Origin of the sequence: Arthrobacter rhizosphaerae (assembly GCF_023062595.1) — a bacterium.
Classification (GTDB): domain Bacteria; phylum Actinomycetota; class Actinomycetes; order Actinomycetales; family Micrococcaceae; genus Arthrobacter; species Arthrobacter rhizosphaerae.
Window position 1 is genome coordinate 247,714 of the sequence record NZ_JALLAN010000003.1, and the last position, 18,524, is coordinate 266,237.

At 61.9% G+C, this 18,524-nt stretch carries 20 protein-coding genes; 10 read left to right on the forward strand and 10 right to left on the reverse strand.

Annotation, left to right across the window (positions count from 1 at the left end; translation table 11 throughout):
• Nucleotides 1-44 precede the first annotated feature (44 nt).
• From MU551_RS06060 to MU551_RS06070, 3 genes are all read left to right on the forward strand, one after another.
• Nucleotides 45-833 carry a histidine phosphatase family protein gene (locus MU551_RS06060; RefSeq protein WP_247041582.1) on the forward strand — a complete coding sequence of 263 codons (789 nt, stop codon included), beginning with the start codon at nt 45-47 and terminating at the stop codon, nt 831-833.
• Complete coding sequence (locus MU551_RS06065; RefSeq protein WP_247041584.1) at nt 817-1,752, forward strand: NAD(P)H-hydrate dehydratase; 936 nt, start codon at nt 817-819, stop codon at nt 1,750-1,752. The genes MU551_RS06060 and MU551_RS06065 overlap by 17 nt, the downstream gene beginning before the upstream one ends.
• Before the next feature lie 113 nt (nt 1,753-1,865).
• Nucleotides 1,866-2,081, forward strand: coding sequence for a hypothetical protein (locus MU551_RS06070; protein WP_247041587.1), 216 nt, complete (start codon nt 1,866-1,868; stop codon nt 2,079-2,081).
• 88 nt (nt 2,082-2,169) lie between these two features.
• On the opposite strand, the gene MU551_RS06075 is transcribed toward MU551_RS06070, so the two are convergent.
• A complete protein-coding gene (locus MU551_RS06075; RefSeq protein ID WP_247041588.1) occupies nt 2,170-2,358 on the reverse strand; it encodes a hypothetical protein in 189 nt (62 codons plus the stop codon).
• 238 nt (nt 2,359-2,596) lie between these two features.
• On the opposite strand from MU551_RS06075, the gene MU551_RS06080 reads away from it, so the two are divergent.
• Together MU551_RS06080 and MU551_RS06085 are read left to right on the forward strand one after the other, a co-directional pair.
• Nucleotides 2,597-3,331 (forward strand): class I SAM-dependent methyltransferase, encoded by a 735-nt coding sequence (locus MU551_RS06080; protein ID WP_247041590.1) that lies wholly within the window; start codon nt 2,597-2,599, stop codon nt 3,329-3,331.
• Between the two features lie 206 nt (nt 3,332-3,537).
• Nucleotides 3,538-3,996 carry a hypothetical protein gene (locus MU551_RS06085; protein ID WP_247041592.1) on the forward strand — a complete coding sequence of 153 codons (459 nt, stop codon included), beginning with the start codon at nt 3,538-3,540 and terminating at the stop codon, nt 3,994-3,996.
• Here the strand turns inward: MU551_RS06085 and MU551_RS06090 are convergent.
• A complete protein-coding gene (locus MU551_RS06090) occupies nt 3,993-4,835 on the reverse strand; it encodes a class I SAM-dependent methyltransferase (protein WP_247041593.1) in 843 nt (280 codons plus the stop codon). The genes MU551_RS06085 and MU551_RS06090 overlap by 4 nt on opposite strands.
• Before the next feature lie 186 nt (nt 4,836-5,021).
• Here MU551_RS06090 and MU551_RS06095 point away from each other — a divergent pair, with 186 nt between their 5' ends.
• A complete protein-coding gene (locus tag MU551_RS06095; protein WP_247041594.1) occupies nt 5,022-6,638 on the forward strand; it encodes a sensor histidine kinase in 1,617 nt (538 codons plus the stop codon).
• 51 nt (nt 6,639-6,689) lie between these two features.
• On the opposite strand, the gene MU551_RS23285 is transcribed toward MU551_RS06095, so the two are convergent.
• Entirely contained in the window at nt 6,690-6,824 is a 135-nt protein-coding gene (locus tag MU551_RS23285) for a hypothetical protein (RefSeq protein ID WP_281506927.1), read from the reverse strand.
• Nucleotides 6,825-6,966: 142 nt separating this feature from the next.
• Here MU551_RS23285 and MU551_RS06100 point away from each other — a divergent pair, with 142 nt between their 5' ends.
• Entirely contained in the window at nt 6,967-7,995 is a 1,029-nt protein-coding gene (locus MU551_RS06100; protein ID WP_247041595.1) for a hypothetical protein, read from the forward strand.
• A 277-nt stretch (nt 7,996-8,272) separates the two neighbouring features.
• Nucleotides 8,273-9,835: a putative bifunctional diguanylate cyclase/phosphodiesterase gene (locus MU551_RS06105; protein WP_247041596.1), complete on the forward strand. Its 1,563-nt coding sequence runs from the start codon at nt 8,273-8,275 to the stop codon at nt 9,833-9,835.
• A gap of 23 nt (nt 9,836-9,858) precedes the next feature.
• On the opposite strand, the gene MU551_RS06110 is transcribed toward MU551_RS06105, so the two are convergent.
• The 7 genes from MU551_RS06110 to MU551_RS06140 all read right to left on the reverse strand — a co-directional run bounded on the left by MU551_RS06110 (nt 9,859) and on the right by MU551_RS06140 (nt 15,872).
• Complete coding sequence (locus tag MU551_RS06110; protein ID WP_247041603.1) at nt 9,859-10,662, reverse strand: glycerophosphodiester phosphodiesterase family protein; 804 nt, start codon at nt 10,660-10,662, stop codon at nt 9,859-9,861.
• A gap of 28 nt (nt 10,663-10,690) precedes the next feature.
• Complete coding sequence (locus MU551_RS06115) at nt 10,691-10,936, reverse strand: hypothetical protein (RefSeq protein ID WP_247041604.1); 246 nt, start codon at nt 10,934-10,936, stop codon at nt 10,691-10,693.
• A gap of 109 nt (nt 10,937-11,045) precedes the next feature.
• Nucleotides 11,046-11,864 carry an HAD family hydrolase gene (locus MU551_RS06120; RefSeq protein ID WP_247041606.1) on the reverse strand — a complete coding sequence of 273 codons (819 nt, stop codon included), beginning with the start codon at nt 11,862-11,864 and terminating at the stop codon, nt 11,046-11,048.
• Between the two features lie 52 nt (nt 11,865-11,916).
• Nucleotides 11,917-12,447, reverse strand: a complete 531-nt coding sequence (locus MU551_RS06125) for a YbhB/YbcL family Raf kinase inhibitor-like protein (protein ID WP_247041608.1) — start codon at nt 12,445-12,447, stop codon at nt 11,917-11,919.
• 31 nt (nt 12,448-12,478) lie between these two features.
• Nucleotides 12,479-13,480 carry a carbohydrate kinase family protein gene (locus MU551_RS06130; protein WP_247041610.1) on the reverse strand — a complete coding sequence of 334 codons (1,002 nt, stop codon included), beginning with the start codon at nt 13,478-13,480 and terminating at the stop codon, nt 12,479-12,481.
• Nucleotides 13,481-13,546: 66 nt separating this feature from the next.
• Nucleotides 13,547-14,893, reverse strand: a complete 1,347-nt coding sequence (nhaA, locus tag MU551_RS06135) for a Na+/H+ antiporter NhaA (protein ID WP_247041611.1) — start codon at nt 14,891-14,893, stop codon at nt 13,547-13,549.
• 175 nt (nt 14,894-15,068) lie between these two features.
• Nucleotides 15,069-15,872, reverse strand: coding sequence for an alpha/beta hydrolase fold domain-containing protein (locus tag MU551_RS06140; RefSeq protein ID WP_247041615.1), 804 nt, complete (start codon nt 15,870-15,872; stop codon nt 15,069-15,071).
• Nucleotides 15,873-16,101: 229 nt separating this feature from the next.
• On the opposite strand from MU551_RS06140, the gene MU551_RS06145 reads away from it, so the two are divergent.
• Nucleotides 16,102-17,205 carry a GTP pyrophosphokinase gene (locus MU551_RS06145; protein WP_247041617.1) on the forward strand — a complete coding sequence of 368 codons (1,104 nt, stop codon included), beginning with the start codon at nt 16,102-16,104 and terminating at the stop codon, nt 17,203-17,205.
• Between the two features lie 129 nt (nt 17,206-17,334).
• Complete coding sequence (locus MU551_RS06150) at nt 17,335-18,498, forward strand: GGDEF domain-containing protein (RefSeq protein ID WP_247041620.1); 1,164 nt, start codon at nt 17,335-17,337, stop codon at nt 18,496-18,498.
• Nucleotides 18,499-18,524 lie beyond the last annotated feature (26 nt).

Sequence of the window (18,524 nt, forward strand, 5' to 3'; positions counted from 1 at the left end):
GGGCAGCGATACCGGCCGCTGAGGCCCGGATCAAGGGGGTAGCGATGCAGGAATCCCGGACTGTCCGCCCGATACAAGAGCCGCATGCCATACCGGGCGCCGTCGAGCTCCTTCTGGTGCGCCACGGCGAAAGCCAAGGAAACGTCGCCGCAACGCTGGCCCGTCAACAGGGCGCCCACGTGATTGACGTTCCGGCCCGGGACGCCGACGTCAAGCTTTCCGCAACCGGACGCGAGCAGTCTCTGGCCCTGGGGCGCCTGCTGGCGGGGTTCCCTGAAGACCAGCAGGCCACGTCCGTCTGGTCCTCGCCATATGCCAGAGCACTGGAGACGGCTGATCTGGCGGTCCGCAGCGGCGGCTGGCGGGCGCCGGTACTGGCCGACGAACGTTTGCGTGACCGCGAACTGGGCATCCTTGACATGCTGACATCAGCCGGCGTGGAAGCCCGCCTTCCGGAGGAAGCGGCGCGGCGCCGGTGGCTGGGAAAGTTCTACTACAGGCCTCCCGGCGGCGAGTCCTGGGCCGACGTCGCCCTCCGGCTCCGGTCGCTCCTCGCCGATCTGGACCGCCAACACAGCGGAGGCCGCGTCATGCTCGTCTGCCACGACGCCGTGATCTTCCTGTTCCGCTACATCCTGGAAGGGCTGTCAGAACGAGAGATCCTCGATATCGCCGCAACATCCTCTGTCCTGAACGCCTCCGTGACGCGGTTCGTGCGCCCTGACGGTTTTGGTCCGTGGACTTTGGAGAGCTTCAACGTAGCGGAACATTTGGTGAGTGGCGGAGTGCCCGTGACCGAACACGCCGGAGATACCAATGTCCACCCCCGCTGAAAGCCCGCACCCCGAACTGGTGACACCTACCCTCTTGCGCAACTGGCCTCTCCCGGGCGGCGGTTCCAGCAAGGAGGACCGCGGTTCCGTGCTGGTGATAGGCGGCGCGCGCAAAACCCCCGGTGCGGCGCTCCTTGCGGGTCTTGCCGCTTTGCGTGCGGGTGCCGGGCGGCTCAGCCTTGGTGTCGCGGAATCGGCCGCAATCCAACTGGCCATCGCCTTGCCGGAATCAGGAGTGGTGGGGCTGGCCGAAACGGCTGCGGGTTCCGTTCGAGGGGACGGGGTAGGAGCACTGGCGGGAACGTTGCAGAAGGCTGCTGCGGTGTTGGTAGGCCCGGGCCTCGACAACGAAGAAGAAGCCACCAGGCTCTTGAGGGAACTGCTTCGGCTTGAGGCTGAGGTGAACGGTCCTGATGAGGACGACGGCGCAGCGTCCGACGGCGGGGATACCTCCCCTCCCACGATGGTCCTCGATGCTTACGCCCTGGGCTGTCTTCCGCCGATGGTGGATGAGCTGTTTCCTTGGGCAGGGCGGCTGATCCTGACACCGAACACTAAAGAAGCGGGAATCCTTCTGGGCCGGGACGTGAAGGACCTGACCTCCGACGTAGCGGAAATTGCTGCAAAATTTCAGGCCGTGGTCACCTGCCAGGGGGTGATTGCCGCTCCCGACGGCCGGCTTTGGGAGATCACCACCGGCTATGGTGGCTTGGGCACATCAGGCAGTGGTGACGTGCTGGCTGGGGCTATCGCGGGGCTGAAGGCCCGCGGAACCACCCCGGCCCAGGCTGCCTGCTGGGGCACCCATCTCCATGCGGCGGCGGGAGACCGGCTCGCCAGCCGGTTGGGAAGCCTGGGTTATCTGGCCCGGGAACTCGCTGATGAACTGCCCCCGCTGATGATGGAACTCGATACCTGAATGGTTAGTCGCCGACTCGGGGATGCCCTGCTCCGAGGCCTTGCTCCCGTCTTTCAACCGGTGCCACACTGGAATATAGCTGGGAAGAACAGTTCAGATATGGAGGTTCCGCCATGGCAAATCTTCTCGATCGGGTTATGAAAAAGATCATGAGGCGCATCGATCTGGAGCCCAACAAGTCCGACCGCGAGACCCGCATGAACGCCAAAGCAGCTGGCCCATTCACCACGCGTGGGACGAAGTACCGCGGCCGTTCCGGTCACCGGGCGGGCACAGGCCGGCCGCACAAGGCAGGCCGCTGGACCAACATGCTTCACCGGGAGCACTGACCTCCCACTGAGTTGGTTCCGTCAGGACTGAGTTGGTTCCGTCAGGACTGACTTGGTTTCGTCAGGACTGATTGCCGCACGCCCAGGGTCAGCTTCCGGTCTCCTCGGGATGTTCGCGCGCCCTCTTCTCCCTTGCCGTCGTCGGGTCGTCGTCGGGCACAAAATCGGGATCAAGTACGGGTGAAAGAGCGTCGGGAGGTAAGAACTTCTCTGCCTTCCTATCGGCCGCCGGGTCCTTATCAAGCCCGGGCGTGTCATCAGCTGGAATATCACTCATAGGCCCACGGTAGGCCGCCGGTTGACTCCTGTCGAGGCCGCTTCAGGGCCCGCCCTAAGAGGCCGCAGCACGGATGCAAAATGCCGATTCTCTTCTAGAATTGAAGCAGGGCCGACGGCAATACAGAGCCCCGGTGAGCGGGGTGCCTTCCCAGCTGCCGCCGGCCCCTTGAATTGGAGCTGCGGTGTCGTGGCCGCCGTACGGCAGCCACGGGCGGACCTGCCGCTAGGCTGCAGGAATGACCAACCAAGTCCCTTATTCTGATGCCCAGGCGGCTGAGCTCTATAACGTGCTCAACGCGTGGGGGCCCAGCGACGATTTCTACCTTTCCCTCGTGATGGCGGCGCCGTCAGTGCTCGACGTCGGCTGCGGCACCGGAATGATGCTGCATCGGGCCCGCGCCCTGGGCCATCAGGGACGGCTTCTCGGCATCGACCCTGACGCTGCCGCCTTGGACGTGGCCAGGCGACGCGACGACGTCGAGTGGGTGGAAGGCACCGCCGCCAGCATGCATTGGCGCCAGGAATTTCATCAGGCAGTGATGATGAGCCACGCTTTCCAGTGCTTGGTAAGCGACGACGACATTCAGGCATCGCTCACAGCCATCCGGGCGGCGTTGGTGGACGGAGGCCGGTTCACTTTCGAGACCCGAAACCCGCGGGTACGCTCCTGGGAAAGGTGGAATCCTGACCATCCCACAGACGTTACAGATGCCGACGGCCGGCAGCTGCGCATCATCCACCAGGTGGAGTCCGTGGAAGGCGATGCCGTCACGTTCACGGAGACCACCTCCGAGCTCGGAGGTCCGGCACTCAGGACGGACCGCACCATCCTGCGCTTTCTCGATCTTGATACTTTGTCCGACTTCCTCACAGACGCCGGCTTTGTCATTGAAGGCCAATCCGGCGGCTGGTTTGGCGAGCCGTTGGAACCTGCAAGCAGAGAGATGATCATCACGGCGCGGGCCGCCTGAACTGCACGGATGCCTTCGCCGCCTTGGTGCGCCGTTTCGATGGTTCCCTGCCCACTCGACGTTCGGCAGCATCGATCGGGCAGGGAACCGTCGAAATGGGCAAGGAACTCTGGACTAATCGTAAGCATGCTGATAAATCTGAAGGCACAGGCCGAATCACCCAGCCGGATAGGTATCAGCCGGCTGGACGTCGTGAGGAGTTGGTGATGGGCATCGGAGACAACATCAAAAAGGCCGCGGAGAACGCCATGAAGGACTTGGGGGGCACCGCCGATCACGTCGACGACGCCCACGCTCCTGAGCCCGGGCAGCGCGACGACGACATTCAGGTTCACTCCTCCATCAGCGAGGGGTCAAACGCCATGGATGACGAGACCGACGACTACCCTCAACACCAGGGCATGTCCGCCGGTGGCTTTGCTGAACCGGGGCAATCCGGGCCTCCCCAATCCGGAACAGACAGCAGTTTTCCCGACACCCCGGAACAGCCCCCTCCCGGCACGCCTCCTGATCGGCCGGAGACCCTGCCAGATGACAGCCCTCCCCTGGGTAACCCGGATGCGCCGACCGGACCGGCCGGCCTTCCCAATCCGGATCCGGAGGAACTTCGCGCGGACCCCTCGGAGGCTGATGGGGATCCTACGTCAAGCATGGGTCGGGGCTAGCCCTGCTTGACCCGGAGCGCCGCGTAGTAGCCGGGAATAAGCTCCGGCGTGGAGGGATCCCTCAAGGGGACGGTCTCAATGAACGTGGCGCCTTCCTCGAGCACTTCCCACTCGGAATCGGGGAAGGCCCGCCGCCGCTCGGCGGCGCCAAAATGCCCGGGCATGGGCAGGCCCCGTATGGCGCTTTCGAGTGGCGCCGGGATCGACCGGAGCGTTGCACCGAGATGCGAAACATAGTCCAGGGCATTGCCTTGGAAGTCTGTTTCGGCCAGGAAGACGCGGCCCCGGATGCCAACCAGGTCTTTGATATTCCGGGCCAGGGCAGCCTGATCCGCCTCATCGAGGACGTGGAGCACGCCGCGGAGGAAAACATTAACCTCGGGCCGGTCGGCATCCTGCGGCCCGGGAGGATGCGTTCCGGGGCTTGCCACGTACGCCTCGGCCACGATGCTCCCAGCCCGGGGACGGGTCATATCCATCGTAAGAAACGACACATTGGTGATTCCCGTGGACTCGCTGCGGGCACGCTCCACGGCATGGGAGGAAATGTCCACCCCTACCGCAGCCGGAAAGTTTCGTGCAAGCCACCGCGTAAGCGTGCCGTTTCCACAGCCAATGTCCAACACCGGCAGCCCGGGATCAAGGTGCTGCTTCAGACTTCCTGCATAACCAAGGAGTTCATGGTCTCCGCCGGAGTCCCAAAGGACTTCACCTTGGGCGCCCGTGGCTTTCACACGTGCCCAATAGCGGTCCCAGGCGACGCCGCGTTCTTTGGGAGCACCAGCAGACAGCCATACAAGCCTGGGAACCAGCAGGTACTTTTTCAGCGCGGAGAGCATGGTCCAAATATAGATGTTTCGGCTGGTCCGGGGCGGTTTGCTGAGCGTTGCGGACGGCGTGCCACTTCACGCCATCCCGGTCGGAAGTGAACAATTCACCTTTTGGCGGCTGCTGTCGCCCTACAATGAACTCAACCAGAACCGGAGGGGGCACGGGTGGTAAGACAATCAGCGGAGAAGTTGCCCATGCCACGCACTGCCATCATTGCCGACCACGATGCCGGAAGACTGGCCTCCGTGGGAGCAGTGTTGAGCAGCGCCGGGTATGCCGTTGCGAGCGCATCTGACCAGCAGGCGCTTGCCAAGTTGTTGGCCGACCAGCCGGATGCGAGCATCGTGGTGCTGGATCAATCCTTCGCGGAAGCTGCCACAACATCCCCGATCCTCCTCTTGGTCGACCTCGCGAATGGAGTGAAAACGGCACCGGGCAATTGGCACGGAGTGGCGGACTTCATCGTCAAGCCTCCATCTCCTGAGGAGCTTGTGTTCAGGGCGGATTCCATCATCCGCAGCGTTGCGGCAAGGTCAGAGGCCCGCCACCATGCTGAGCGGCTTCGCGAAAGGCTTCGGGACGTCTCTGCGGCCATCCGCACCACCAATGATCCGCGATTGATTGCCGATCACGTTGTCAATGGCTTTGGCAAGACCTTCGAGGCCGACCGCGTACTTTTCACTACCTTCGAAGACCAGCGCGTTCCGCGAATAACCGCCCAGTGGACTCGCAGAAACCTTCCGCCACTCACCGAGGGCCTGGAAGGATCCGAGGCCGCCGCGCACCGCCTGGCGGACCGCTTGTGGGCTGAAGGCGACGTTCTCATAGTCGATGATCACAGCAACCATGAGTGGGATGGGGATGATCTCGAGCTCCGTGACTGGATGAGCGGGATGAACCCACGGACTTCGGCACTGATTCCGGTGGGTGAAGGAAACTCATCGCTGGGCCTCATCTGGATCACCCAACTCGACTCGCCCCGTTTCTGGTCCCGAACCGAGATTTCCATGATCCAGCACGTGGCAGGAAACGTCGCCTACGGCCTGATCCAGGGACACCTGATCAGCGGCCAACAGCAGGTCCTCCGGCAACTACAGCAACTGGATCAGGCCAAGACGGATTTTCTTGCCACCGTGAATCACGAGTTAAGAACACCATTGACCTCCATCACCGCCTACCTCGACATGATCCGGGATGGGTCAGGCGGGAAACTTCCCGATGAGGTCAACCGGATGCTGGACATCATCGTCAGAAACTCCGAACGTCTCCGTCGGCTCATCGAGGACATGCTCGCTGTTTCCAAGCCGGACTATGAAGCCACCGGACTCCACCTGGCACCTTCCCGGGTGGGCCACACGCTAAGGATCATCACGGCGGCACTCCGTCCCCTGGCAGAGCAGCGGCAAGTGGACATTTCCCTGGACCTTGACCGGCGGGATCCGGATGTCATGGCTGACGAAGTTCAACTGGAGCAGGTCTTCACCAACTTGGTATCCAATGCGATCAAGTTCACCCCCCGCGGGGGCAAGATCTCCGTCGGAAATACCTATGGTGACGACGACGACGGGAACCCCTGCGTGATTGTCCAGGTGACGGACACCGGAGTCGGGGTTCCGGAAGACGAAATCCCTCATCTGTTCACACGCTTCTACCGGGCCTCGAACGCCACTTCCGGTGCTGTACCCGGCAGTGGCCTTGGCCTCGCTATTGCTCATGACATCGTGGATCGTCACAAAGGAACCATGGACGTTCGCTCCAAATTAGGTGAAGGGACTACTATCGAAGTCCGACTTCCCGTCACGGGGCCTTAAGCAAAACTGCCCCAGGATTACTTATCCAAGGGCAGTTAAGGTTGGCCGATCTTATTTCGGCCACCATCCGGAAGTCTGTTCTACCGAGACCTTCGACTCTTTATCCGACGCTGCCGTGGCGGGGGCAGCAAATCCTGCCACAGCAAGGATGCCGGTGAGCAAGAATGTAGCAGCAATCTTTTTCATCCTGTGATCCTTTTATCAATTAGATGCAGTAAAGCATTACGCACGCTATTATAGCGCCCAATAATCAATATCCACTCGATTGAATTTCTAAGTTTTAGGGCAGGTAACCCGCAGGTTCCCCCTCACCGTGGATAATTGGGGAATGGCCAAGCCCGAAAAACTGTCGCCCTACGTCCTTGCCGATCTGCAGGCCCGAGAGAGCTTCAGGAACCGCGACTTCCAAGCGGCTTTGGATCTGGCCAGGGAAGCCGCGCGTGAGTCCCTTGAAGCCGGCGACCAGACCGGCTGGTGGAACATGACGTACCTTCAGGCGGAATGCCAGCGGGACCTGGAATCGCTCTGGGACTGTCTCGAACTTTCCCGGCAACTGGCCGAACATCCCCTCTCCGCCGCCAAACCTGCGCTGGCCGCCCGCACGCATATCATGCTTTCCACCGCTCATCAGGGGCTGGGCCATCTCGCGGAGGCGGCCGCGAATGCCGCCCGCGCTGCCGAACTTGTGTCCGGGGACGAAGAGCAGGTGGACCTGCAGATTCAGGCTCAGCGGGGATTGATCGCCGCCCTCGCCGAGAGCCGCAGGGTCGATGAGGCTTGGCGGGAATCCCTGGTGCTGGAGACGTTGTTGACGGATCTGGTGGATGAGGATACTGCGGGGAAAGCCTATTGGGTCATCGGCAATGTGGCGTTCCTCAGCAAGCGGATTGAAGAGGGCGGCCGGTACCACGACATGGCGGCTGAGCAGCTTTCGCATTCGAAAGACGTTGATTTATGGGCACATTTCAACAGGGCCTCGGCAGTGATGCGATTGGAGGCAAACCTGACCGATCCTGCGACGCTCCGGTGTATTGAACGGGCCGAACTGGCCACCGACATTGTGGGCGGAAGTGAACGTGACCGCTTGGAAATGTCTTTTGTTCGGGCGTACTGGTATTTCCTGACCGGAGACATGGAAAACGCGCTTACCTTGTCGAAATCTGTATGCGCGCGATCGGAATTCCTGCCTACTCAAACAGAAGGAGAAGCGCGTTTCCTGTTGGGTAAGGTGTTGCTCGCCAACGGTGATTCAATCGGAGCGCAGGAACAGTTGAGGACTGCGCAAGTGCTATTCGAAAGTGCGTCCGCTACCGAGCGCAGCGAGGAAGTACGCGCATTTGCAGCCGCACTGGAATGATCTTTCCCTGGAATAGGAAGGCCCGGACCTGATTTTCGAAAGCCAGCAGAATTAGTCCAGTTATTGGCCGAGGGGTGCTTTACCGGCGCAGGGGCGGTATTTTAGTGACACAGCTCCGTCCCGCAATCGGGGACGGAGTCGGGAGGGCGGACGCCTCTCCCCTAGTGCAAGCGGGGGTTCATGTCAGAGTCACTAAGGGTTCCGGTAACGCCCGGCACGCTCCCGTTGACCCGAACCGACGCCGTTCCGGTCACTCTGCCGCTGATGGGCCCGCGAGATGTTCGCTGAAGACGACCCTCGCCTGGGACAGTTGCTTGACGGTATCGTCCGGCTGGCTGCTGGCGAGCTGCATTCCAGGATAGAAGTGTCCCCTGCGCGGGATGAGTTGGATGCCATCATCATGGGAACCAATCTTCTGGCTGAGGACCTCGAGATTATTTATCAGGAGCTCGAGCAACGGGTTGAATCCCGCACGCAACTGCTGCATCAGGCGCATGAGGAAATGCGGGCGATGGCCCTGACTGATTCGTTGACCGGCTTGGCCAACCGCAGTGCGTTTGTAGCGGCACTGGCCCAGGCACAGGCCGACGCCGAGGCCGCGGAGGACCGCCCGCCGCCCGCCGTCGTGCTTCTGGATCTTGATGCTTTCAAAAGCATTAATGACACACGAGGACACGCTGCCGGAGACAGGGTGCTTGCCCTGGTGGGCGAACGCATCAGGCAAGCGGTCCGGGAAACGGACCTCGTGGCACGCTTGGGCGGGGATGAGTTTGCCGTCCTGATGCCCGCCACTTCCGCGACCCGCGCTGCGGGCGTGGGCACCAGGATCCTGCATGCGCTGAATGAACCCATTGAACTGGACAACGACAGCATCCATTGCGGGGCAAGCATGGGCCTGCGGATCGGTGAACCCGGGGAAACCGCTGAGCAACTGATGGTGGAAGCCGATATCGCCATGTACGCCTCCAAGGCTGAGGGTCGGAGCAAGCTGAAAATATTTGAGCCTTCCATGCTTCACGCCCGCCAGCTAAGGAGCCAGCTCGCTGAAGACCTGAGGAGCGCTATAGCGGACTCTGAGTTGGTGCTCTTTTACCAGCCCATAGTGGAGCTTGCCAGCGGGAGGATCGAGGGTGTGGAGGCCCTGGTCCGGTGGAACCATCCGGAGCGCGGAATGGTCATGCCGGACGAGTTCCTGCCGATCGCTGAGGATGCAGGCCTGATGTCCGTGCTGGGTATCTGGGTCCTCCGGACCGCCATCGAGCAGCTACGTCATTGGCGCGAAGACGGAATCGCGCCTCCTGAAATGTCCATGCGCGTAAACATCGCAGCCACTGACCTCCAGCGCCTGGAGTTTATTGAAGAAGTGAGGGACATCCTCACCCGCGCCGATCTCAGCCCCGACCTGCTCGTCCTCGAGCTGACGGAGCAGGCCATAATAATGGGGAACGAGCTGGACAGATACTCCCTTAACAGCCTGCGCAAACTTGGCGTCGGGCTGGAGATTGACGATTTTGGCACAGGCTACTCCTCCATCAGCTACCTGCGCCGACTTCCTGTTGACCGGGTGAAGGTTGACCGTTCCATCCTCATGGAATTGGGCACCGACCCGGATCAGCCTGCACTGATCGCAGCAGTCCTGCAGCTCATCCGGGCATGTGGCCTGGAAGCTGTTTGGGAGGGTGTGGAAACCGCGGAACAGGCCGAGTACCTGCGCAGTATCGGCTGCATCAGCGCCCAGGGTTACTACTACAGCCGCCCGCTGGCCGCTCTGGACATGGCGCGGTTACTGCAAGTGGACCACGCACCATGGCACCACTCGGCCGGTTTGCACCCGAGCTGACACCGAGCTGACAGGCGTCTGGCCTAGCGGGAAGGCTCGTGCCACGCCTCCCGTTCCTGCAGCACACGCTTCAGCAGATCCGCCCGGTCCGTCACGATCCCGTCCACGCCAAGGTCCAAGAGCCTGGTCATTTCGGCTGCCTCATTGATGGTCCAGACGTGAACCTGCAATCCATGCCGGTGCGCCCGCCGGATAAGAGCGGGAGTCACCACCGGCACCCTGCCTCGGCGGACAGGGACCTGCAGGGCATGGATTCCCCGCATGACGCGCCTAAGCAGCCATGTGGGAAGGAACCTGCCCAGCAGCACGAACACGGCGCTGGTCACCGTACCGGCAGATGCTGCCACAGGTTTACTGAGGAGCCTGAGCACAGCCCGCCTTCGCAGGTCCGAGAAGCTGGTGACCAGTACACGGTCATGTACACCATGGCGCTCGATGGCGGCGGCAACGCTGCGTACCGAGTTCCAGTCCTTTACATCCAGGTTCAGCCTGACATCAGGAAATTCACTCACCAGCTCGTCAAAAAGAGGGATGGCCTCCACCCCACCGATCTTCGCGGCAGCCACTTCTGCAGCGCTCAGGTGGGAAATACGGCCTTTACCATCGGTGATGCGGTCAAGGTGATCGTCGTGAAAGAGGAACAGTACGCCGTCGGCCGTAGTGTGAACGTCCGTTTCCAGATAGCGGTAGCCCAGGTCTACCGCAGCACGGAATGCCGTCATGGAATTTTCGAGCCCTTCGAGGGAAAATCCTCGGTGGGCCATGGCTATGGGCACAGGAGCGCCCGCGTCATTCAATGACGCCAGGAACGGCGGCGGCTCACTCATTCCTGAAGCGTAACCCGAAGGCGTGCCCTCAGCTGGTGGGCAGAATCTCCACGCCGTCGCTGCAGTGCACCAGCGTGCGGCCGCGGCCGCCGTCGAGGTCCACCCACACGGTGGTGTGGTCCCGGCTGACGGCGTCTACGAAGCCACGCGTCTCAAAGCCCGGCGCGCTGCGCACGAGGACACGGTCCCCCTGCCGGAGGGCCTTCCAGTGCACGTCCGGTTCCACGTGGCGCAACGGCTGGTCTTCAACCCTGTTACTGCGGTACCTGGACATTTTCTTCCCGTCCCCTTCTTAGAGTGATCCCCTGTAATTGGAAGAGTAGGGCGCCAAAATGAACGTTGGTTGACCGTTGGCTGGGAGCGAGGTGGACAGTTGAGGACGCCTAGGAAAGCGCCACACCAAGTTTCTGCAACTTGGCCTCGAGGATCTGCGCCACACCGTCGTCGTCAAAGTGCGGTGCCTGCTGGCCTGCCGCGCGGATTGCGGCGGGATGTCCACTTGCCATGGCATAGCCGTCGCCGGCCCACTTAAGCATCTCGATGTCGTTGGGCATATCTCCGAAGGCAACAACGTCGGCTGCTTCTATCCCCAGTGAGGCTGCGTATTCAGCGAGGGTCACGGCTTTGTTGATGCCGGGAAAGGCGATTTCCAGCATGGCCACAGTGGGTGCAGAATGGGTCACCGACGCCAGATGTCCCACCGCAGGCGCTACCTCAGCCAGGAACTCATCGGCTGTTCCTTCACGGACGACGGCGAGGAACTTCACCACGGCATCATCTGCCGACAGCGTCGTGTGCAAGGGTGCAGGAGTGAACTGGGCAAGGAGTTCACTGGAATCGTTCTCGATGAACCCCGGCTCCAGGTGGAAACTGGTAAGGGTTTCAGCCGCGAAGAGCGCAGAGGGCCGCAATTCCTTGATGATCCGCCGCACCTCGAACACCGCCTTGAGCTCCAAGGTCCGGGCCGAAACCAACCGGTCTCCTTCGAGATCCCAGACGACGGCACCGTTGGAGCAGATGACCCTCCCGGTGTGGCCAAGCTGGTCCTCCAGCGGGTGCAGCCAACGCGGGGGTCTTCCCGTAACGAAGACAAGTTCGACGCCGGCAGCGCGGCAGGCACGGAAGGCACGGATGGTGCGGTCGCTGATTTTTCCGTCGTGTCCCAGAATGGTTCCGTCAATGTCACTTGCTACGAGCCGCATGACGCAAGTCTACGTGGGCCTCTCGTCACTAGCGGCACGGACGTTCCTGGATCTACCGCCGTTCGAACATGCCCATCAGCCTGGCGCGGCCCAGGGTGCGGTCTGCAAGCCTGGATACTATCGAGGCAGCCGAATCGTCCGGAGCAGCGTCCACTTGCTGGGTGTCCAGGGCGTGCACCACCAGCAGATACCGGTGAGGCCCGTGCCCGGGCGGTGGAGCGGCACCTACAAAACCCGAAAAGCCGGCGTCGTTCTTAAGTTGAACAGCCTCCGAAGGCAGGAGGGCATTGTCGCGGGATCCCGCACCGGCCTGCAGCGAGGTTATGTCCGCGGGGATGTTCGCGACTGCCCAATGCCAATATCCCCCGCCTGGCGCGTCGGGATCGAAGACTGTAACTGCATAGCTTTTGGTTCCTTCGGGGGCCCCTGACCAGTTAAGCTGCGGCGATTCGTCTTGACCACCGGCTCCCAAAACACCGCTGGTTTGGGCTTGCGGAAGAACCTGGCCGTCTTGGAAGGACTCGCTGCTCATTTGGAACGATGCGATGCCGGATGCTGCTTCGAATGGGTCAGGTACTGTCATGGCTGCCTCTCAGTTTCGGTATGAATCGGCCTCACGTGCGGTCAGAATCCGCGAGGCCGACGGCGGGAATGTTTCCTTCCGGGGCAACGTCTCCGTTGAGGACCAGGGCGTGGTTGAGTTCGCTGCGGGTGGGCGGGTTGGCCCCCGCGCGGGAGACTGTGACGGCGGCTGCAGTGGCGGCATGGGCAAGGAGCTCAGCGAGGGTCTCCGGGGGCATTGCACGCAGATCCTTCCGATTCTGTGCGCCGTCCAATCCCAGATCCACCAATCCTGAGAGCAGGGCCGCCATGAAGGAATCACCTGCGCCGACCGTGTCCGCGACGTCAACCGCAGGTGTGACTGCTTCGGCTTCCCCCGCAGCCGTGATTCCCCAAGGGTTTGCTGAGCCGCAGGTCACCACCACCAGCGCAGGACCCTCGGACCCGCCAAGGGAAAGCCAGCGGCGGGCAGACTCCAGTATGTCCTCCCCGGGATAGAGCCAGTCGAGGTCCTCATCAGAGGCCTTGACGACGTCCGCGAGCGACACGAATTTCTCTGCCTGCCGCCGCGCATAGTCCACATCGGCAACGATGCTCGGCCGGCAGTTGGGATCGAAGCTGATGGTGGCAGAAGGGTGTGCGTGTTCGACGGCGGCCAGCACTTCCGCCGCTCCCGGTGCCAGCATGGTGGCAATGGATCCGGTGTGCAGCAGCGTGGTTCCCTGCAGCATGAACGGAAGCCGCTCAATGAGGCCGGGAAGCTCCCAAGCGAGGTCGAACGTATAGGTAGCGGCGCCGTCGTCGTCGATCAGTGCGGTGGCCACGCTGGTAGGCAGCGAGTCCGGGCCCTGGGGCACCATCACGGAGCTTGATCTGAGGTGGGCCGCCACCGAATCACCAAAGGCATCGCGCCCGTAGCGGCCGATGAACTGAACCGGGTGGCCGAGGCGCGCCAGCCCGACCGCCACGTTCAGCGGGCTTCCGCCCACGTGGGCTTCAATTCCCGTTGGACGTTGCACAACGTCAACCAGGCCTTCGCCGATTACTGTGAGCATGCTTCCTACTCTGCCAGAGAATGCCTCATTGTGGCGGCCTTCCGCCCAACCCGGAAATCACTGGATTCAGGAGTGCGTGTCCTTGGCGTACACATCGGGAATGCCGTCGTTGTCCGCGTCCACCTTTTCCTCTTCCTCTTCCAGGCGGTACACCCGGTTCCTGGCGCGCAGTACCACGGTGGCCAGGAGCGAAGCCAGTAGGGACGCGGCGAGGATTCCCACCTTGGCGTGATCGTCCTGAACTGTTCCATGCCCAAAGCTCAACTCCGCAACGAGGAGGGAGACAGTGAAGCCGATCCCGGCCAGCAACGAGATTCCGAAGACGTCAATCCATTTGAAGGAGCTGTCGAGGGCGGCTTTGCTCGTTTTAGTGAGAACCCAGGTGGTGCCCATAATGCCAATCGGCTTTCCGAGCACCAGCGCGGCAATGATGCCGACGGCGACCGGATCGGCCAGTGCCGAACGGAGTCCGTCCCAGCTGCCCACGGCCACGCCTGCTGAGAAGAAGGCAAAAATGGGCACGGCGATGCCGGCAGAAATGGGCCGGAATCGGTGCTCAAAGAGTTCCGAGAGGCCAGGACCGGCCTGGGGACCGCCACTGGCCTGTGAACGCAGGACGGGGATCGCGAAGCCAAGGAGCACACCGGCCACAGTGGCATGGATTCCCGAAGCGTGCACCAGCCCCCAGACAACAATCCCTAAAGGCAGCAGGATGAGCCAGGCAGCCCACACGCGGGTCCCAAAGAACCGGCGGTACTTCTGGGCGAGGAGGGTGTACAGGCCAAGTGGGATCAGCGCGAGCAGCAGGGGCATCGGCTGGATGTTCTCAGAGTAGAAGAGGGCAATGATGGTGATGGCAATCAGGTCATCAACAACGGCCAATGTCAGGAGAAAGATCCGCAGCGCGCTGGGAAGGTGGGATCCGATGATGGCCAGGACCGCGACGGCGAAGGCGATGTCCGTGGCCGTGGGGATGGCCCAGCCGCGAAGGGTTTCCGGGCTGGTGAGGTTAACGATGGCGTATATGACGGCCGGTATGAGGACGCCACCGGCAGCGGCAGCCACCGGAACCACTGATTTGTTGAGCTGCCTCAGATCCCCGGCGACGAATTCACGTTTGAGCTCAAGACCTACGAGGAAGAAAAAAACCGCGAGGAGCCCGTCGGCAGCCCAGGCTCCGAGGGTGAGCTCCAGATGCCATGGTTCGTAGCCGACTTTGTAATCCCGCAAGGCAAAGTAGCTGTCTGACGCCGGAGAGTTTGCCCAGACCAAGGCGATGACGGCGGCGGCAACCAAGAGTGCTCCGCCAACGGTTTCTTTGCGGAGGATCTCGCCGATGCGCAGGGACTCGGCGTAGCTTCCGCGTCCGAAGATGGTGATGCGTGGAGGAATTGGTGCAGGATTCTGGCTCATCAAGGTCCTCAAGGTAGCGTCGACAAAGTCACGCCGACCAGACTTCCCGGCACACCTGCCATCCAGTGTAGGGGACGAATAGGCGCCGACGGGATGCCCCTACCCAATATTGCTCCGGGTTGAGGCGGGGCCTCCGCGCATTCCCAGCCGGGCCCCGCCGACGATTCCCGTCCACTTAGCCCAGCAGGCCCTGAACCAGTTCCCGGCATTTGCGGTATGACGGCGCCTTCGGATCAATCAGGGCAAAGTGGTCTCCCGGCAACTTCAGCAGCTGAACGGGTGCACCTGCAGCCCGGGCCGCTATTGCATAGGCCTCGGACTGGCTCAGGGGAACGGTGTCGTCCTCGAGGCCGTGGACGGCGTAAACAGGCACTGTCAGGGGGACTGTGCTCATAGGGTCCACGTACATGTGGCGCTTGGGATACCTCCGTGCCGGCCCGCCAAGGAGGTTGCTGACAGCGCCGTTGCTGAGGTCCAGCTTTTCTGCGTCAGCGATGTTGAGGAGGCCGGCTTGGCTGACAACGCCGGTGAGATGGACGGCGCCGTTGCCGTTCTTACGGACCAGCTGACGGTCTGCCTCGGGCGCGGGCAGGGTTCCAAGCTTGTCACGGCCTGCTGCCCAGACGGCCAGGTGCCCGCCCGCCGAATGCCCCAACGCAACCACATTGCGAAGATCGAGGTCGTGTTCTTCAGCGAGATCCCTCAACTTGTCGATGCCGGCCAGGACATCCTCAAATGTATGAGGCCAGCCACCGCCGTTTCCGGCCCGCCTGTACTCCAGGTTCCATGCCGCCATGCCGTGCATTGCAAGATCCCTAGCCAGCGGTTCGCCCAATTCAGCACCGTATTGGGAACGCCAGTATCCGCCGTGGATGACCACAACAACGCCTTTGGGTGTTTGTTTGCCATTGGCCTCCGGCAGGAAAAGTTCGCCCCACTGACTGGGGTCTGCACCGTACTGGTACTTGTGCCGCTTCACTGCATCCTCCTCGGGGCGTGTTCTACAGGAAGCGGACAATGCCCCAACTGTCCCGCCTACTGCGGCGACGCCTGGTCTCGACGATGCACATCAGTTAGATCCGAGCCTACCTTGGCCTTTGGGATGCAACCCCGATTTGTGGTGGTTGGATTGCCTGCATCGGGGTGGCCGGTGCCGCCAGGCGGGGTGTCAGACTCATCGTGTCGCACCCCCGCCGTAAGCTGACTGTATGGCGAGCAATTGGGACCTCCTGGACACTGCCCAAAAGCAGGCTGTGCAGCAAAATGTTGAGCTTTATGAGCGGGTGCGCCCGGCCCTGAAGCTTGTCACCCGCGAGGTTTTGCTGATCCTGCGTGGCATGCTCAAGGACACCGAAGTCACGCCGTTGTTTGTCACCGGCCGCACCAAAACTGTTGAGTCCTTTCGAGAGAAGATTTCGCGGACGGAGGAGCCACTGGAGGTGGGAGACCCTCCGGTCCTGAAGTTCCCGGACCCGTTCCGCACGCTAAACGACATGGTGGGAGTCCGTGTCATTACCAAGCTTCCGGCTGAGAACGCTATGGTGGCGAACCTCATTAAACGGCAGCGTCAGCTTTTTGACTGCCGTGGCGACCGGGAAAAGGATATCGGTTCCATTGAATCCGGGACCTACGGGTACTCCAGCCGTCATTTGATCCTGCGGACCATCCAGAACGATGCCGTGAAGGACTATCAGCAAGCATTCAACCCTGACCTGCCCGCGAACGGCAGCTACTTTTTTGAATGCCAGATCCGCACGGTCTTTGCCCACGCCTGGAGCGAGATCGAGCACGATATCCGCTTCAAAGCTGAAGATCCCCGAGCCTGGACCCCGCATTTCGACCGGCAATTCACGGCAACGGCCGCCATGCTGGAAACAGTGGAAGGTGCGTTCGCTGATCTGCACGAGCGCTATGAGGAGGTCCGCAGCTTCTGGGATGCGGAAGGCGAGGGTGCGGCACCGCTGACCCCCAACCGGATCCGGGACGTCTGGCGGACGCTCCTGCCGCACGTGGACCGTAAGGTCGACGACGATTGGGGCTGGGCAGCTGAGCTCATGGCCGCCCATGGCCTCAACCAGACAGTCCAGTTGGCAGAGCTTCTCAGCGCCAACCGGATCACCGACGTCCGACGCGCCTTGGACCACCGGTATTCTCCCGGACCTGACAGGCTGCTGGATGACCTTTTGCTCTGGCAATACGGCACAAAGCACATTGATCTCACCGCTGAAACGTCCGACGCCGTCCCCCACCCCCGGCGGGACAGCCTCCAGCGGAGACTGAAGCAAATCGAGCGGTATCGCCTGACGCAATAACAGTTTCCGCTGGACATCCGGTGCTGCGGTCAACGGTTCCCGGTAAACTCCGGCAAAAGGTCGTTACAGAGGCGTCGGGTAGTGGGATACTTGGGCTTCACGGGCTCGTTCAGCAGGGGGAAGAAGAGCATGGTCCTCGATACAGCCACCCTCCGGGTCGCTTTCGCAGTGATGGCCTTGGTTCTTGGTCTCCTTTTCTACTTCTCCGCGTACCGCAGCACGCGCTCGGCGTACAGCGCCTGGTGGTGTTTCGCGCTCATACTGTTCCTCGCCGGATCCGCGTCGTTGCTCCTGGAAGGAACGCCCCTTCAATGGCTGGCCATTCCGGCAGGGCACGGCCTGCTCGTCGCAGGTGCCTCCAGCGTGTGGGCGGCTGCCCGCTCTCTCCGCACGCATGTACCGCGTTCTTGGCTTCTGCTGGCAGGCCCGGTGGTAACGGCTGCTGCCTCATGCCTGGAGAATCCGGCCGGCAACACATGGTCTGGAGGCGCGGTTTTCCTCGCCTCCATGAGCGTGGTTATTGGTTTGGCCGCGAATGAACTCTGGCACCTCGAGCCGGGCTATTCCAAGATCCGCATTCCCATGGCTGTCGCGGCCGGCTCGCTGTCCCTGTTCTACTGCCTGCGGCTGATCGCGTATCTTCTGGAGGGCCCCTACGGCCCCACTTTCCAGGCATACTTCGGTTCCGCCATCACCACTGGCATCACCATGGTTCTCCTGGTGGTGGCTTCCTTCAGCATGGCAGCACTGAGCACTGAGCAGCAGACCCGCGCGTTGCGTACGTTCGCAACGCGTGACGGACTGACCGGGCTGCTTAATCGCGGCGGCTTTCTCGATCTGGCCGAGGCAGAACTACTCAGGCTCCAGCACACGCGGGCTCCCGGAACCCTTCTCCTTGCTGATCTGGATCATTTCAAAGCCATCAATGACACTCACGGTCATGCGGCCGGCGATCGCGCGCTACAGGCGTTCGCCATAGCGTGCACCCAGACGGTCCGGTCTTCCGACCTCGTCGCAAGGTATGGAGGCGAGGAGTTTGTCCTGTTGTTGCCTGGTGTCAGTCCTTACCGGGCCGAGGGCATCGCCACGGACATCAGCCGCCGCATGGACGCTGCTTCCGGGGAGATTGGTATTCAGATGCCAACCGTAAGCTACGGCTTGGTGGCTGTGGACGAGGATACAGAAGGCCTCGAGGAACTGATTGCCGCGGCAGATGCGGCTCTTTACCGCGCAAAGTCATTGGGCCGGAACAGGACTGTCCGCTACGCCCGTTCTTCGAAACCGGGAAACTGAGAGCCGGGAACCGCTGATGCTGTCCA